Genomic DNA, 14,944 nt, shown 5'->3' on the forward strand with positions numbered 1-14,944 from the left:
AACATGGTGACCCAAGGTCAGCAGGTACAGGCCTACACTGGAGATACAAATGTTGTCGAAGAAAGAAGGTTTCTCATGGTCTCCAAGTTCAAAGCAACGCGCGCCGTCTTGTTGGCAGGAGTGACCGCTTGGGCTGTGATGGCCCCCTTGGTCGGCGTGCACGCGCAAACCGCGTCCACAAATACCGCCACTAAATCCTCCACAGAAAATACGAGGCTGCTTGCCGAATACAGTGCTTGGGCCGGCTCCAAGGCCAATGCCACGGCGTTGATTACCAGCTTGCAAACAGGCAGCACGGTGACACTGACAGGCTCGGGCACTACTGCATTCACCAGCTTTACGCCCGTCACCGGAAAGCTTGGCAGTGGCGAGGTGAACATTGCCCTGTCGCTCGCCAAGGCATCTCTGGCCCAGCAGGGTATTACCAATCCCACGCCCGCGCAGCTAAGTGCGGCCTTGAATGGCGGGGTGGTGACCTCATCCACTTCCACTACCAGCCTGGCCGGGGTGTTGACCCAACGCCAATCCGGGAGCGGCTGGGGCGAGATTGCACGTAGCTTAGGCATCAAGCTGGGTGCGGTGGTCAGTGCCAGCAAAACGGACAAATCCAAGGCTGGGACTTCCCACAATGGTCACGCCGAACACCATGTGGGCAGGCCCGAGCATGACTCCAAGCACGATGACAGCGCGCACAGCAGCCGGAACGCTTCGGGCTCCGGCCATGGCAGTAGCCATGGTGGGACTAGCGGTGGTGGAAAGAAGTAGCGCGCTCCCTGAAATAAACCGAAACAAACCGCAACCGCCTTGACACCCTGTGTCAGGGCTGCGGCGGCACCATCACGGTCATATTCCAACTACCCGACAGGGTTCAGAAAGACCGTGATGACCAACTTCTTCCTTCGCAGCCATGCCAAACGTACGCTCATCGGTGCTGTGACCGCCCTGGTGCTGGTCGGTGGCCTAGCCGCCTGCGGCCATCGCCCGCATGATTTCGGTGCGAACATGAGCGCCGAGCAATACGCCACCCAGCGGGACAAGATGGTCGACAAAGTGGGCGGCAAACTCGACCTGAACGCCGATCAGAAAAAACTGCTGGCCGTCGTTGGGGACAAGATGTTCGAGCAACGTGCTGCCCTGATCGGCCAGACCAAAGACCCGCGCGCTGAAATGAAAGCGCTTGTCGCCGGCGACAAGTTTGACGCCGCCCGCGCCCAGGCCCTGATCAACGACAAAACCGCCGCCATCCAGACCAAGAGCCCCGAAGTCATCGCCGCCATGGCCAACTTCTACAACAACCTGAACTCCACCCAGCAACAAAAGGTGCGTGAGTACATGGATGGTCGCGGTCACTGGTTCAGCCGGGGCTGAGTGTCATGGCGCCGGTCACTCTGAACGCGATTGCCGCACCGTTGCGGGCCTACGGGGCCGTGGTGCTAGAGGGCTACGCTGAGCCCCACGCCGAAGTCATGGCCCTGGTGTGGGGCCCGCGCTTTGACCGGGAACACGCCCTGCGTCTGTTGGAGCGCCGCCCCGGCTATGTGCCGCAGGTGCTGCACGATGTGCAAAAGGCGGCCGACCTGTTTGACCGCCTGGCCGATGCCGAGCGCGACCGCCTGCGCAGTCTGATCCTGCGCCACCGCAGCTTGTTGCGCGGTGATGGCGGGGGTGACAATAGGCCCGCAACCCACTGACGCCTATGCACCGCATTCTGCTCATCGATGACGACACCCAGCTCGGCGGCCCCCTGGCCGCCTACTTCGCGCGCTTCGACATGGCGCTGGAGCATTGCCTGCGCCCCAGCGACGGGCTGGCGCGCTTGGCGCAAGGAGGTATCGATGCGGCCATTCTGGATGTAATGTTGCCCGAGATGGATGGCTTTGCGCTGTGTCGCGCCATCCGCAAAGACAATGACGTGCCCATCATCATGCTCACCGCGCGCGGCGAGGTGATGGACCGGGTAGTAGGCCTGGAGCTGGGCGCAGACGACTATGTGCCCAAACCCTTTGAGCCGCGTGAGCTGGTAGCCCGGGTGCAAACCGTGCTGCGCCGCCGCGCACCTGTAGCGCCCAAAGCCGCTGCGGCCGACCCCAACCAGCTGTGCTTTCAGGGGCTGCGCATTGACGTGGACACCCGCACCGTACATCGCCAGGGCGAGGCCATTGACCTCACCGGCACCGAGTTCGATTTGCTGCTTCTGCTGGCCCGTGCGCCGGGCAAAGTGTTCAGCCGCGACGATATCTTGAACCAGCTGCGCGGCCATGAGGCCGAGCTCTACACCCGCGCGGTGGACATTGTGGTCAGTCGCCTGCGCAAAAAGCTGGAGCCGCTGGACTGCATCAAAACGCTGCGCAACGCCGGCTACACACTGGCCCTGGCACCGCGGAGTGCGGCTGCATGAGCGCTGGGCAAGCGCTGTTGCGCGCCTGCAAAGGCTGGCCCGGTATCCGGGATTGCATCCGTGTACAGCGCAGCGCCAAACATTTGCTGGCGCATTCGCTGCGCTTCCGGCTGATGGCTCTGTTTGTGATGCTGGCGCTGGCCATGGCCTTTACATTTGTGTTCGGCATGCAAGCCGCCCTCAGCATGGGCTGGCGCGATGCCGCCAAGCCCCTGGTGGCCGATTACATCGACACCCTGTCCTCTGGACTCGGGAGTCCGCCCAGCATTGAGCGGGCCCAAGCCCTGACCGAGCGCCTGCCGCTCACCCTGCGCATCAGTGGGCCGCAAGTGAATTGGCGCAGCCATGTTGAGGATTTGTATTCCCGCACCGAGGCCCGCGACGGACAGCCGCCTGAAGAAATGCGCTTTTTTGAGCGCACCACCGCCGATGGCCACCGCATCCGCTTCGGCCTGAGCGTGCAGGCCTGGCACGACCGGCCACGCTACATCGGTTGGGCTACCTTGGCGGTGCTGTTGCTGTTAACAGCGCTGGCCTACCGGCGGGTGCGCCGCATGTTGCGCCCCTTGGACGACATCCGTGCCGGGGCACAGCGCTTCGGGGCGGGAGACTTTGCCCAAACCATTCCGGTGCGCCGCGCCCATCACCCCGACGAGCTGGGCGAACTCGCCGCCACCATCAACACCATGGGCGCCGACATCCACCAAATGCTGGAGGCCAAGCGCACCTTGCTGCTGGCCATCAGCCACGAGCTGCGCAGCCCGCTCACTCGCGCCCGGCTGAACACCGAACTGCTGCCTGAGACGGCCGATGTACAGCCCGGCCGCGATGCGCTGCTGCGCGATCTGGCCCTCATGCGCGACCTGGTCACCGATCTGCTGGAAAGCGAGCGCCTAGCCAGCCCGCATGCTGCTCTCCACCGCGAGGCGGTAGATGTGCGCGCGCTGGTGGAAGACGTGGTGTGTGAGCTGCAAACCGCTCACGCCACAGCAGAGGCTGAAGTTAGCCCCGCCATTGACATGCAGCTGCCCCCGGCCTTGCCCCGCCTGCAGCTGGACCCGACCCGCATCCGGCTGCTGGTGCGCAACCTGTTGGATAACGCCTTGCGCCATAGCGCGGGGGCGTCTGTCGCGCCGCAAATCACTGTGCAATGGACGGATGGGCAGTTGTCGATCGCCGTGCGCGACTTCGGCACCGGTGTGGAGGAGAACCAGTTGCCCAACTTGGGCCAGCCCTTCTTCCGGCCGGATGCGGCCCGCACCCGCGAAGGTGGTGGCGTAGGCTTGGGCCTTTACCTGTGCCGCCTTGTGGCGCAGGCGCATGGCGGCAGCTTTGCGGTGCGCAATGCCCAGCCGGGCTTGGCGATTGAAATCGCTCTGCCAGCCGCTACAGTGTGAGCTGCAGCGCCGGGCGGGCAAGTTTTGCTCCGGCGCCCCAGTTGTTTCACTATATTTTTGATAGCTGCTTGCGCATATTCTGCGGGCGCCGGAGCCTGATTTGACTACCAAAACCTTCGTACTGCTCCCCGGCCTGATGTGCGACGCCGCTGTTTGGGCGCCGCAGGTGCAGGCCTTGTCGGCCACCCACCACTGCATGGTGATGGACTGGGGCCTGACCGACTCGCTCACCGCCATGGCGCAGCAGGTGCTGGCCGTGGCCCCCGCCACTTTTGCCCTAGCCGGCCACAGCATGGGCGGGCGCGTGGCCCTGGAGGTAATGCGCCTGGCCCCCGAGCGGGTAGAGCGCCTGGCCTTGCTGGACACCGGCGTGCATCCCCTAGCTGAGGGTGAAGCCGGCGCCAAAGAAAAAGCCGGCCGCATGGCCCTGCTGTCGCACGCGCAGCGCGCCGGCATGCGGGCCATGGGCGCCATGTGGGCTCGCCCCATGGTGCACCCTGCCGTGGTGGGCGGCCCGGTGTTCGCGCAAGTGCTGGCCATGCTGGAGCGCAGCAGCCCCGCCCAGTTTGCGGCGCAAATCAACGCGCTGCTCACCCGGCCCGACGCCGCGCCGGTGCTGGCCGGCATCACCTGCCCGACGCTGGTGCTCACCGGCCGGCAAGACGCCTGGAGCCCGCCCGAGCAGCACCAGGCCATGGTGAACGCCATGCACGCCGTGCGCGCCGAGCTGGTGGTGGTGGAGGACTGCGGCCACATGAGCACGATGGAGCAGCCCGACGCCGTCAACACCGCATTCGCCCGCTGGCTGGCTGCCTGAAAAGTGCCAACTTCGTCGCGGTTCCTGTAACCGTTACAGCACAAAGTTACAAGAATCGGGCCCGGAGCGGTAACAATCTCCCCCTCGGCCGGAAAACCCCGGCCTCCCAACACTGAATCTCACCATGTCGACATTTGAAATTGAAGGCGGCGTGCCCCTGCGAGGCACCATTCGCGCTTCCGGCAACAAAAACGCCATCCTGCCCATGATTGCGGCCTGCATCCTGACGGACCAGGAAGTCATCCTCGACAACGTGCCCGACATCATCGACGTGCGCCATATGCTGGACGTGATCGTCGAAATCGGCGGCAAGGTCGAACGCAGCGGCGAGCGCGTCAGCATCCATGTGGCCAGCGTTCGTACCAGCGAAATCGGCCAGGCCCTGTGCAACAAGGTGCGCACCTCCATCTTGTGTGTGGCCGGCCTCTTGCACCGCACCGGCTCAGCCCGCCTGTTTCCCCCGGGTGGCGACGTCATCGGCCGCCGCCGCCTGGACACGCACTTTTATGGCCTGCAAAAGCTGGGCGCCAAGGTCAGCATCAATGGTGTGTACGACTTCACCATGCCCGGCCCGCTGACCGGCGCTGAGCTGTTTTTTGACGAGCCGTCGGTGACCGGCACCGAGCACATCCTCATGGCGGCTGCCGTAAGCCGCGGCCACACCCTGATCCGCAACGCCGCCTGCGAGCCGCATGTGCAAGACCTGGCCCACCTGCTCAACGCCATGGGCGCCAAGATCAGCGGCATCGGTACCAATCAGCTCAGCGTGGAAGGCGTGGACTCGTTGCACGGCACTACCTACACCGTGTGCCACGACCACATCGAGGCAGCTTCTTATTTGGCGCTGGCCGCGGCCACTGGGGGCGAAATCACGGTCGAGGGCACCGACAAGCACGCCTACGGCATGTGCCACCGCGTGTTCGAGACCCTGGGCGTGAAGATTGATTTGCACGACAAGCACATCTTCCTGTCCGGCAACCAGCGCATGCAGGTCACCCGCGACTTTGACGGCGCCATGCCCGTCATCGGCGACGGCCCATGGCCCCAGTTCGCCACCGACCAGATGAGCTGCATGATCACCCTGGCCACGCAGGTGGAAGGCAATGTGCTGTTCTTCGAGAAGATGTTTGAGTCGCGCCTGTACTTTGTGGACAAACTCATCGGCATGGGCGCCGCCGCCGTGGTGTGCGACCCGCACCGCGTGGTCATCAGCGGCAAGAGCCGCCTGCGCGGCACCACCCTGCCAAGCCCCGACATCCGCGCCGGCATGGCCCTGCTGGGCGCCGCCCTGTGCGCCAGCGGCAAATCCACGGTGCAGAACGCCAACATGATCCAGCGCGGCTACGAAAAGCTGGACGAAAAGCTGCTCGCCCTGGGCGCACGCATCACCCACAAGCCCAACTGAAGGCAGCACGCGAAAGCGTGCTTGCTATCAAATAAAGAGCTGCTAGCGTATATTTTATAAGTGCTAGCGGCTGATTTGAGAGGGATTTGATGAAGCCATTTCCTGTTCGCCTCACCCCCGGCCAAGACCTGCGCGCCGCTCTGGAAGCCGCAGTTCAGGCCCGAAACTGCCGCGCAGCCTTTGTGTTGTCCGGTATCGGCAGCCTGTCCACGGCGGGCATCCGGCTAGCGGGCGCGGCGCAACCCACACGGTTGACCGAGAGCATGGAGATCCTCACCCTCTCCGGCACGGTGGCCGCCGGTGGCGACAAGACGGGCTCGCACATGCATATGGCCATTTCCACCGCGAATGGGCAGGTGCTGGGCGGGCATGTGGCGCCGGGCTGCATAGTGCTCACCACGGCAGAGGTGCTGCTGGCCCTGCTGCCCGACTGGCAGTTCACCCGCGAGCCGGACTCGCTCACCGGATACGATGAACTAGTGATTCGCCCCCAGAGTTGATTTGCTATTTATTTGATAGCTGCTTGCGCAATTTCCGCGTGCGCCAGAGGCCAATTTCTTGCATGACTTGCCTTTGTCTCGTGTTTCATTTACATTCAATATTCGCGATTCACGAATATTGAATGTAAATGCAGCTCAAACCCCAAGACTTCCTGGTAGCTCTCAAGCTCGTGGCTTGGGGTGAGCAGCGCTGGACGTATGCGCGGCTGGCGCAGGAGCTGGGCATTAGCGTGTCTGAGGCGCATGCTTGCATCAAGCGGGGGCTGCAGGCGGAGTTGCTGTCGCAAAACTATGCGGTAATTCCGCTGTCCTTGGCGGGTGACATCAATTCGGTAATGAATGCGCAGGAGCCTGTGGGTATTTACCGGGTCACTCGTAAAAGGGTGCGCCGTTCGGCCTTGCCGGATGGCGATGCACCTGATGACAACGCGGTTCGGCCCCATTCACATAACTTGGCCGAATTCGCCTTGCACGGCGCCAAATACGCGTTCCCGGGGGTACGTTTGCCGCTGTCCGTGGGTGTGCCCACCAGCCACAGCGCCCCAGCGTTTGCCGGTGTATTTGCCCCCGGTAGCTCAGACTTTGTATGGCCGCACCCCAACGGATCGATGCGTGGCGTGGGGGTGGATCCACTGCATCCATCGGTGCCCTTTGCAGCCATGCAAGATGCCAAACTCTACGAAATGCTGGCACTGTTTGACGCGCTACGCGTGGGCAAGGCGCGCGAAAGGGGCATGGCGCTGGAACGCCTGCAGGCGCTCATTGACCCTAGCGCGCCCAAGCCCGTGAAGGGACCTGTGTATGGCTAATCCGAATTTAGCCTTGTTGATTGCGATAGCGCAGGCTATGGGGCCGCTGTGTGAGCAGGTGGTTTTTGTTGGCGGCTGTGCAACGGGGTTGCTGGTGGACGATGTTGATTTGATGGACGTGCGCCCCACGGAAGATGTAGACGCCATCGTGGAAGTGGCGTCGTTGTCTGCGTATCACCGGCTGGCAGATCAACTGATGCAACGTGGCTTCAAGCAGTCGATGGCGGACAACACGCCCCCGTTTCGCTGGTTCTGGAACCGCATGCAGCTGGACTTGGTTCCCCTGGACGAAAAGGTGTTGGGCTTTGCCAACCCGTGGTACCGGGTGGGATTTGATGCGGCCTTGTCAGTGGAGTTGGAGGATGGTTTGCTGCTGCGGCATTTGTCGGCGCCTCACTTCTTCGCAACCAAATTCGAAGCATTCAAAGACCGTGGACAGAACGATGTGTACTTGAGTCACGACCTTGAGGACATCATGACCGTGATGGAAGGGCGTAGCTTGGTAGCGCAGGAAATGGCCGCCGCCGAGGCAGCAGTGCGCAAACATGTAGGCCAATCAGTGGCGGCACTGCTGAACATGCCAGCCTTCCACAATGCACTACCCGGTTTACTGAGCGACCCGGAGCGTGAGCCAATAGTCCGGGCTCGGATGATCCAAATCTCAAAATGGACTAGCTAACTCATCATGAAAACCTTTTACAACCACCTCCACGCCCAACACCAAGGCAAAGTCGAAATGTTCCGCGGCGCGCTGGTGCCGTGCTTTGAGGTGCCGGCCCGTGTCGACCATGTGTTGGCCGAGCTGCAGCGCCGCCAGCTGGGCGCGGTGCTGGAGCCGCAAACCTTTGACGAGTCGGCGCTCACCGCGATCCACAGCCCGCGCTACCTGAACTTTTTGGCCACGGCCTGGGACCAGTGGGTGGCGCTGGACCCCACCCATGCGGACAAGGACATCCTGCCCTCCGTCTGGCCCACGCGCACCCTCCGCACCGACATTGAGCCCGATAACTTCGCGGCCAAGGTGGGCCTGTATTCGTACGACGCCGGTACGCCCTTCACCAGCGGCACCTGGGTGGCCGCCCGCGAGGGTGCGCATTGTGCCTTGAGCGCCGCGCAAGCGGTGTTGGCTGGCGACCGCGCCGCCTTTGCCTTGAGCCGCCCACCCGGCCACCACGCAGGGGCCGACTTTTTTGGCGGCTATTGCTTCCTGAACAACGCAGCGCTGGCCGCGCAACACCTGCGCAATGCGGGTATGCACAAGGTGGCGGTGCTCGATGTGGACTACCACCACGGCAATGGCACCCAGGCCATCTTTTACGACCGGCCCGATGTGTACTTCGCCAGCATCCACGGCGACCCGCGCACCGAGTACCCGTTTTACCTCGGCCACGCGGATGAAACTGGCGCCGGCGCAGGCTTGGGCGCCAACCTGAACCTGCCGCTGCCCCGTGGCACCGACTACGCCACTTGGGCCCAGGCCCTGGAGACTGCATTGGCAGGCATTGCCAAGTTCGACGCGGACGCGCTGGTGGTGTCGCTGGGTATGGATACGTTTGAAGGCGACCCGATTTCGGGCTTCAAGCTCACCACTCAAGACTATCTACGCTTGGGCGAGCGCTTGGCGCGGGCGGGTTTGCCGACGGTGTTTGTGTTCGAGGGCGGCTATGCGGTGGACGCGGTCGGCGTGAATGCGGTGAATGTGCTTCAAGGCTTTACCAGCCCGTAACATTTGCCCCCCGAAAACACCGCCTTCGAGCGGCTAAGCTTGCATTTATGAGCAACATTTTTCAACTGTGCAGCCCCGTGTGGCTGCAGCGCGGCCTGTGCGCCACGGTGCTGACTATCGCCTGTGCCGTCGCCGCACCCGCACTGGTGCAGGCCCAAGGGGTGACTGCCACCCTCGATAACGCAGCCTCCACCGAACGCCTGATTGCCGAGTTCGGCAGCTGGATCGGTAACCCCCACGATGCAGACCAGGTGGTCACCACTTTGCGCAGCGGCCGCCCCACAGCCACCGCAGGCGCTGCCAGCCTAGAGCCTGCGACCGGGCCCTTGGGCTATGGCGAGGTGCGCCTGGCCCTCAAACTGGCGCAAGGGGCGCTGGCCCAGCAAGGCGTCACCGCCCCCAACGCATCGCAATTGCAAGCGGCCCTGCACGGCGGTGCGCTGCTCACCCCGCAAGGCGAGCAGATGATGGATGGGGTGTTGCCCCAAAAGGCACAAGGCACCGCCTGGGCCACCATGGCCGGGCGTTATGGCCTGACTACCGAAGACCTGCTGCCCCCGGCGGGCAAGGCGGTCGTGCTTAAGCGGGCTGCTGAGCCATCAGCTAAAGCGAACAGCAAGACCAAAGCCAAGCCGGGCGCCAAGGCAAAACCGTCAGCCAAAGGCAAAGCCAAGGCAACCGGCAAAAAAGTCGTGAAGAAATCGCCCAAGCCCGCTTCCAAAGCCAAATCGGCTCCGGCCCAAAAGAAAGCCGCCAAAAACTAGGCGGCTAAAAGCCGGGCCGAAAAAACAGCGCGTGGGTGGCGACCGTTCAGGTTTGGCGGCGGTGCTCTTTGAGCAGCGTGCCTAGCCCGAGGGCGGCCACCAGCATCAACACGAGAGGGAAGGTCACGGTGGCGGAGCGCTCAATGAGCGCACCGCTGATGCCCGACGCTACCAAACCGCCCAAGGTGTAGTTGAGCACCAGCACAGCGGTGCTGTTAACTAGCTGGTTGCCTTTTTCTCGGGCGCCGATATCGGTCATGCACAAGGTGTAGAGCGCGCTGCCAGCTGCGCCGAGCAAAAACACCACCGGCCACACAATCCACGGCACGCGCACTACCGCCAGCAGGGCGGCCGCGCACACGAGCGCCATGGCCGCGACGGCCACCATGAGTGTGCGGCGGCCTTGCACCGGGTTGGCAAAGCGGTCAGCCACCATGCCCACCGGGATGGCAACCAGCGTGCTGCCGGCTCCGCTCACTGAAATCATCAGCGCCGCGGCGCTGGCACCCATGCCCAGCGTGAGGCCGTAGAGCGGCAGGATGGAGGCCAGGCCCAACTCAAAAAAGCCGCCGATAAAGCCTGCCAGCATCAAGATCGGGTGCTGCTGCACCGCCAGCCACAGGCCGCGCGGGCCGGCATGTGCGGTGTCGGGCTCGGCAGGGGGCGCAATCGGGGGGATCAGCGCCGTCCATAGCAGGCCGATGGTGAGCAGCGCAATCACCAGGCCCAGCGCCGCGTGGCCGCTGCTACCCGTCCATGCGAGCAGCGTGGGGCCGATCACAAAGGTCAGCCCGACCATGGTGGCGTACATGCCCATGGTGCGGCCCAGCCGCTCGGGCGGCGAGAACTCGGCAATAAAAGCTTCCGCCAGCACCCAGCGCATGCCGCCGGCGATACCGGCCAACAGCTCCAAGGCAAACCACAGGCCCAGGTGGTCGGTCGCCATGAACCCGATGGCTGCTCCCAGCGGCACCCCCGAGGCAAACCACATCGCGCGCCGCCGCCCCCAGCGCTGGGTGATGGCCGATGCAAACGGGGTGACGATGAAGATGCCCAGCCACGTCGTAGCGGCAAATAAGCCCGCCAGGGTGGTGGACACCTCGCGCTCTTTGAGCATCACCAGCATCAGCGGTGACAGCATGAAAACGCCTGAGAGCTGAAACAGCGTGGAGCCGAATACCGCCAGCAGCCCGGTGCCCGAGCCCTTGGGGGCGGGGTGGTGGGTGTCGAGCGCCTTAGTCATGGTCTTTCGCCGCCAAGATGGCCTGCGCAACTTCGGCAAAGCCTGCGCCGCGGGCGGAAGGGGTCACATAGGTGGGCAGGTGGCTGAGCTGCGGCACAAAGCGCGCAATATTGGCCACGCCCGCGCTGTGCGTGAAGTGCTCAAACATGACCTGGTCATTGCCCGAGTCGCCCACAAACACCCACTGGTCCAGCTCGGTGCTCAGGTCGCGGCCCAACAGCTCGCGGACGATCCAGCAGGCGCCGGTCCATTTGTTGAAGTCCCCAAAGCAGCCGTGGATGTGGATGCTGCTCACCGTGGTTTGCATGCCGTGGCTTTGCAGCAGGGCCAGCACGCGTTGCACAGTGTCAGGTGAATGCTGGGCGAATTCAGCGTAGTCGAACGCGAGGTCGGTTTCGCGGCCCGCGCTGTCGCGGCTGAGTTCCATGCCCGGCACTTCGGCACAGACTTGGGCGGAAATCGCATCCATACGCTGTCGATTGGCGCTGCGCACCTCAGCACTTTGTTGATATCGTTTTGATAGCACCTCGCGCATATCCGACGAGCGCTGGAGGCCAATTTGGCTTGTAAATGTGTCCGCAGAAGCCGGCACAAACGCCACCGCCCCGTTCTCTGCCACCATGGCATCCACCGGCCAGGCCGGGCCGTTGGTACCGGCCATAAAGGGTTCGCACCAGCCGATGGGCCGCCCGGTGATCGGAATCACCGCGAGCCCGGCCGCTTTCAGATCCCCCAGCGCCTGCAGCGCCTCGGGGGCGATGTGGCCGTCGTGGGTGAGGGTGTCGTCGATATCGGTGAACACCCCGCGGATGGCACGGCGGCTGTCCACCGGCCATTGCGCCAGGGGTTTCACGTGGGGGCCTCTTGTTTAGCCTGCTGTTTGCAGTGCCAAGCCCGCATGCTCGCGCAGCGGGTGGAAGTGGATCTTCGGAAAGCGCTCTTGCGCCAGACGCACGTCGTAGGGGCTGGTACACAAATAGGCAAGCGTGTCTGCCGCGTCCTTTGCCATGCGCATGGGGTAAGCGTTCACAAACTCCTGCAGTTCTTTGGGCGTGTCGGCCGTAATCCAGCGGGCACCGGTGTACTGGCTGCTTTCCAGGCGGATGTCGGCGTCGTACTCGCCCTTCAGGCGGTGCTGCACCACTTCAAACTGCAGTTGGCCCACCGCGCCCAGCAGCATGTTGCCTCCCATTTCGGGCTTGAATACCTGGATGGCGCCTTCCTCGCCCAGCTGGGCTAGGCCTTGCTGCAGCTGCTTGGTGCGCAAGGGGTTTTTAAGCACCACGGTCATGAACATTTCGGGCGCGAAGAAGGGCAGGCCGGTGTACATGAGGTTGACGCTGCCGTCGGTGATGGTGTCGCCCAGCTGCACGCCGCCGTGGGTGGTAAAGCCCACGATGTCGCCGGCATACGCTTCTTCCACCGCCTCGCGGCGCTGGCTCATGAAGGTCACCACCGAGGTGGGGCGCAGCTCTTTGGCGGTGCGCATGACCTTGAGCTTCATGCCCGGCGTGTACTTGCCGCTGGCCATGCGCACGAAGGCGATGCGGTCGCGGTGGTTGGCATCCATATTGGCCTGCACCTTGAAGACCACCCCGCTGAAGGCGCTGTTTTCAGGCTGGATTTCTTTGACCACGGGCTGGCGGTTGACCAGCGTGGTGCTGATGCGTTTCTGGGGTGCGGGGGCCAGGTCGACTAGCGCGTCCAGCACTTCCATCACGCCGAAGTTGTTCACCCCGGAGCCGAAGAACACGGGCGTTTGCTTGCCGGCCAAAAAGGCTTCGTGGTCCCAGGCGGGGGATGCGCCGGTGGCGAGCTCCATGCTCTCCACCGCCGTGTCCCACTCGTGGCCGAAGCGGGCTTTGAGTGCCGCCGGGTCGCTCAGGGGCATGGCGTCAAAGTCTTGTGGGCGACGCTCGCTGCCACTCTCAAACACGGTCATGGCCTGCGTGCGCAAATTGATGATGCCGCCGAACAGCTTGCCTTGGCCCACGGGCCAGGTCATGGGCACGCAGGGCATGCCCAGTTCGCGCTCGATTTCGTCCAAGATGTCCAGGGGCTCACGCACTTCGCGGTCCATCTTGTTCACAAACGTGATGATGGGCGTATCGCGCTGGCGGCACACCTCGATCAGGCGGCGGGTCTGGGCTTCCACACCGTTGGCCGCGTCAATCACCATCAGCGCTGAGTCCACGGCGGTCAGCACGCGGTAGGTGTCTTCCGAGAAGTCCTTGTGGCCCGGGGTGTCAAGCAGGTTGACCACGTGGTCGCGGTACGACATCTGCATGACCGAAGAGGCCACCGAGATGCCACGCTGCTTTTCAATTTCCATCCAGTCGGAGGTGGCGTGGCGGCTGGCTTTGCGGGCTTTTACCGAGCCGGCGATCTGGATCGCGCCCGAGAACAGCAAGAGCTTTTCGGTGAGCGTGGTTTTACCGGCGTCCGGGTGGGAAATGATCGCAAAAGTGCGGCGGCGCTTGGTCTCGGGTGCGTAGGTCACAGGGGGATCCAGGGTCGGGTGGGCCGCGCATCACAGGCGGGCCGCGGGGAAAGAGGGCGTATTTTACAGAGGTGCCCCGCCAGCCGCGCGCGGGGTCGGCTTTAAACTCGCCTCACAACAAACACAGCATTCGCGGAGACAAGCGTGAGCATCAAGCAGTTGGCCCAGGCACTAGGGCTGTCCACCTCCACGGTTAGCAGGGCCTTGAACGGGTACACCGACGTCAACGCACTCACCCGCACCCGTGTGAAAGAGATGGCAGACGCCATGGGCTACCGCCCCGACGCGGGTGCGCGCCGGCTGGTGCGCGGTAACACCGATGCGATTGGAATTGTGTATTCCGCAGCGGTCGAAAACCTGGGTAATCCGCAGTTTCTGGACATGGCCGATGGCTTGGGCGAGCGCCTGGAGCGCGAGCACCAGGACTTGTTGCTGGCGGTGGCCAAAAACGAAACCGAGCTGGAAATTTACGAGCGCTTGTTCAAAGGCGGTCGGGTGGATGCGGTCATCGTTCCCAACACCCGTGTGCACGACCCGCGCGTAGACTTTTTGCTGGAAAACAACTACCCCTTTGTAGGCTACGGCCGCACCGCAGAGTGCGCGCACTACTCGTGGCTGGACTTTGACAATGACCTGGGCAGCAAACTGGCCGTGGAGCATTTGCTGGCCTTGGGCCACACCCGCATTGCCTATGTGCATGCGCCGCTGGCGTTGAATTTTGCTTTTCAGCGGCATCGGGGCTATGTCAGCACATTGCAGGCAGCCGATGTGGAGTGCCCGCCTGGCTATTGCATCGGGGGTGTGAACGACCGGCGTAGCGGGTTGAATGCGGTAGCGCAGGTCTTGGCCTTGTCGCCCCGGCCCACGGCTGTGCTGGTGGACAACAACCTAGGTGGCGTCGGATTGATCCGGGGGCTGATGGATGCGGGGCTGCGCGTCGGGCAAGACATCTCGGTGGTGGTGCATGGCGACATTCCGCAAGACACCTTGTTGACCGGGCTGAACGTGACCACCGTGACGCAACCTACACCGCAAACCACCGGCATCGCTTTGGCTGAGATGGTGATGCAAGTGCTGCGCGACCCCGAAAGCGGCCCTTACCAGCTGCTCCGCCAACCCGCTTTGCAAGTGGGGAGCAGTAGCGGCCCGGCCGATTGAGTGCACTCGACTTGTCGGGGCATTGCCCCAGCGGCGCGGTGCGGCATCGGCGCATGGTTAAAATGCGCACATTCCGAGGAGCGTTGCAGCCCGCCATGTACCCATGTAGGTACCGCGAGTGAGGCTCGGAACACACGGTGCAATCAGCACCGTGCCTTCACAACGGCGCTCACCCACTGGAAACGCGTGCGGTGAGTTGCTTGTCAAATCCCCTCCCCGAGTGCGCC

16 protein-coding genes and 1 riboswitch are annotated in these 14,944 nt (G+C 63.4%); of the genes, 13 read left to right on the plus strand and 3 right to left on the minus strand.

All coding sequences use genetic code 11. The annotated features are described in order from the left end of the window. Positions 1 to 75: 75 nt before the first annotated feature. The 12 genes from RAE21_RS00240 to RAE21_RS00295 all read left to right on the plus strand — a co-directional run bounded on the left by RAE21_RS00240 (position 76) and on the right by RAE21_RS00295 (position 9,816). On the plus strand, positions 76 to 765 hold the full coding sequence (locus RAE21_RS00240; RefSeq protein WP_313879601.1) for a hypothetical protein: 690 nt from the start codon (positions 76 to 78) through the stop codon (positions 763 to 765). 117 nt (positions 766 to 882) lie between these two features. After that, complete coding sequence (locus RAE21_RS00245; protein ID WP_313879602.1) at positions 883 to 1,368, plus strand: Spy/CpxP family protein refolding chaperone; 486 nt, start codon at positions 883 to 885, stop codon at positions 1,366 to 1,368. A 5-nt stretch (positions 1,369 to 1,373) separates the two neighbouring features. Beyond that, complete coding sequence (locus RAE21_RS00250) at positions 1,374 to 1,691, plus strand: hypothetical protein (protein WP_313879603.1); 318 nt, start codon at positions 1,374 to 1,376, stop codon at positions 1,689 to 1,691. A gap of 5 nt (positions 1,692 to 1,696) precedes the next feature. Further along, a complete protein-coding gene (locus RAE21_RS00255; RefSeq protein WP_313879604.1) occupies positions 1,697 to 2,398 on the plus strand; it encodes a response regulator transcription factor in 702 nt (233 codons plus the stop codon). Then, a complete protein-coding gene (locus RAE21_RS00260; protein ID WP_313879605.1) occupies positions 2,395 to 3,795 on the plus strand; it encodes a HAMP domain-containing sensor histidine kinase in 1,401 nt (466 codons plus the stop codon). Before RAE21_RS00255 ends, RAE21_RS00260 begins: the two co-directional genes overlap by 4 nt. Positions 3,796 to 3,895: 100 nt before the next feature. After that, positions 3,896 to 4,612 (plus strand): alpha/beta fold hydrolase, encoded by a 717-nt coding sequence (locus RAE21_RS00265; protein ID WP_313879606.1) that lies wholly within the window; start codon positions 3,896 to 3,898, stop codon positions 4,610 to 4,612. Positions 4,613 to 4,736: 124 nt separating this feature from the next. Further along, positions 4,737 to 6,017 (plus strand): UDP-N-acetylglucosamine 1-carboxyvinyltransferase, encoded by a 1,281-nt coding sequence (gene murA / locus RAE21_RS00270; protein ID WP_313879607.1) that lies wholly within the window; start codon positions 4,737 to 4,739, stop codon positions 6,015 to 6,017. Between the two features lie 89 nt (positions 6,018 to 6,106). Continuing rightward, positions 6,107 to 6,517, plus strand: coding sequence for a PPC domain-containing DNA-binding protein (locus RAE21_RS00275; RefSeq protein WP_313879608.1), 411 nt, complete (start codon positions 6,107 to 6,109; stop codon positions 6,515 to 6,517). 128 nt (positions 6,518 to 6,645) lie between these two features. Then, positions 6,646 to 7,326, plus strand: a complete 681-nt coding sequence (locus RAE21_RS00280) for a hypothetical protein (protein WP_313879609.1) — start codon at positions 6,646 to 6,648, stop codon at positions 7,324 to 7,326. After that, a complete protein-coding gene (locus RAE21_RS00285) occupies positions 7,319 to 8,005 on the plus strand; it encodes a hypothetical protein (protein ID WP_313879610.1) in 687 nt (228 codons plus the stop codon). Before RAE21_RS00280 ends, RAE21_RS00285 begins: the two co-directional genes overlap by 8 nt. Before the next feature lie 6 nt (positions 8,006 to 8,011). Continuing rightward, complete coding sequence (locus tag RAE21_RS00290) at positions 8,012 to 9,052, plus strand: histone deacetylase family protein (protein WP_313879611.1); 1,041 nt, start codon at positions 8,012 to 8,014, stop codon at positions 9,050 to 9,052. A gap of 47 nt (positions 9,053 to 9,099) precedes the next feature. Beyond that, complete coding sequence (locus RAE21_RS00295) at positions 9,100 to 9,816, plus strand: hypothetical protein (protein ID WP_313879612.1); 717 nt, start codon at positions 9,100 to 9,102, stop codon at positions 9,814 to 9,816. Positions 9,817 to 9,862: 46 nt separating this feature from the next. Here the strand turns inward: RAE21_RS00295 and RAE21_RS00300 are convergent, their stop codons facing one another. From RAE21_RS00300 to RAE21_RS00310, 3 genes are read right to left on the minus strand one after another with little or no spacing between them, the layout of a single operon-like run. Continuing rightward, positions 9,863 to 11,059, minus strand: coding sequence for an MFS transporter (locus tag RAE21_RS00300; RefSeq protein ID WP_313879613.1), 1,197 nt, complete (start codon positions 11,057 to 11,059; stop codon positions 9,863 to 9,865). Further along, positions 11,052 to 11,912: an HAD family hydrolase gene (locus RAE21_RS00305; protein WP_313879614.1), complete on the minus strand. Its 861-nt coding sequence runs from the start codon at positions 11,910 to 11,912 to the stop codon at positions 11,052 to 11,054. Before RAE21_RS00305 ends, RAE21_RS00300 begins: the two co-directional genes overlap by 8 nt. A 15-nt stretch (positions 11,913 to 11,927) precedes the next feature. After that, a complete protein-coding gene (locus RAE21_RS00310) occupies positions 11,928 to 13,559 on the minus strand; it encodes a peptide chain release factor 3 (RefSeq protein ID WP_313879615.1) in 1,632 nt (543 codons plus the stop codon). A 144-nt stretch (positions 13,560 to 13,703) separates the two neighbouring features. On the opposite strand from RAE21_RS00310, the gene RAE21_RS00315 reads away from it, so the two are divergent. After that, a complete protein-coding gene (locus tag RAE21_RS00315; RefSeq protein WP_313879616.1) occupies positions 13,704 to 14,717 on the plus strand; it encodes a substrate-binding domain-containing protein in 1,014 nt (337 codons plus the stop codon). A 69-nt stretch (positions 14,718 to 14,786) separates the two neighbouring features. Continuing rightward, positions 14,787 to 14,895, plus strand: a riboswitch (S-adenosyl-L-homocysteine riboswitch). Positions 14,896 to 14,944 lie beyond the last annotated feature (49 nt).

The sequence above is a fragment of the Rhodoferax potami genome (genome assembly GCF_032193765.1).
Classification (GTDB): Bacteria; Pseudomonadota; Gammaproteobacteria; order Burkholderiales; family Burkholderiaceae_C; genus Allorhodoferax; species Allorhodoferax potami.

Coding starts and splice junctions, on each gene's coding strand:
- RAE21_RS00240 (WP_313879601.1), top strand. CDS start 76: ATGGTCTCCAAGTTCAAAGCAACGCGCGCCGTCTTGTTGGCAGGAGTG.
- RAE21_RS00245 (WP_313879602.1), top strand. CDS start 883: ATGACCAACTTCTTCCTTCGCAGCCATGCCAAACGTACGCTCATCGGT.
- RAE21_RS00250 (WP_313879603.1), top strand. CDS start 1,374: ATGGCGCCGGTCACTCTGAACGCGATTGCCGCACCGTTGCGGGCCTAC.
- RAE21_RS00255 (WP_313879604.1), top strand. CDS start 1,697: ATGCACCGCATTCTGCTCATCGATGACGACACCCAGCTCGGCGGCCCC.
- RAE21_RS00260 (WP_313879605.1), top strand. CDS start 2,395: ATGAGCGCTGGGCAAGCGCTGTTGCGCGCCTGCAAAGGCTGGCCCGGT.
- murA (WP_313879607.1), top strand. CDS start 4,737: ATGTCGACATTTGAAATTGAAGGCGGCGTGCCCCTGCGAGGCACCATT.
- RAE21_RS00275 (WP_313879608.1), top strand. CDS start 6,107: ATGAAGCCATTTCCTGTTCGCCTCACCCCCGGCCAAGACCTGCGCGCC.
- RAE21_RS00280 (WP_313879609.1), top strand. CDS start 6,646: ATGCAGCTCAAACCCCAAGACTTCCTGGTAGCTCTCAAGCTCGTGGCT.
- RAE21_RS00285 (WP_313879610.1), top strand. CDS start 7,319: ATGGCTAATCCGAATTTAGCCTTGTTGATTGCGATAGCGCAGGCTATG.
- RAE21_RS00290 (WP_313879611.1), top strand. CDS start 8,012: ATGAAAACCTTTTACAACCACCTCCACGCCCAACACCAAGGCAAAGTC.
- RAE21_RS00295 (WP_313879612.1), top strand. CDS start 9,100: ATGAGCAACATTTTTCAACTGTGCAGCCCCGTGTGGCTGCAGCGCGGC.
- RAE21_RS00300 (WP_313879613.1), bottom strand. CDS start 11,059: ATGACTAAGGCGCTCGACACCCACCACCCCGCCCCCAAGGGCTCGGGC.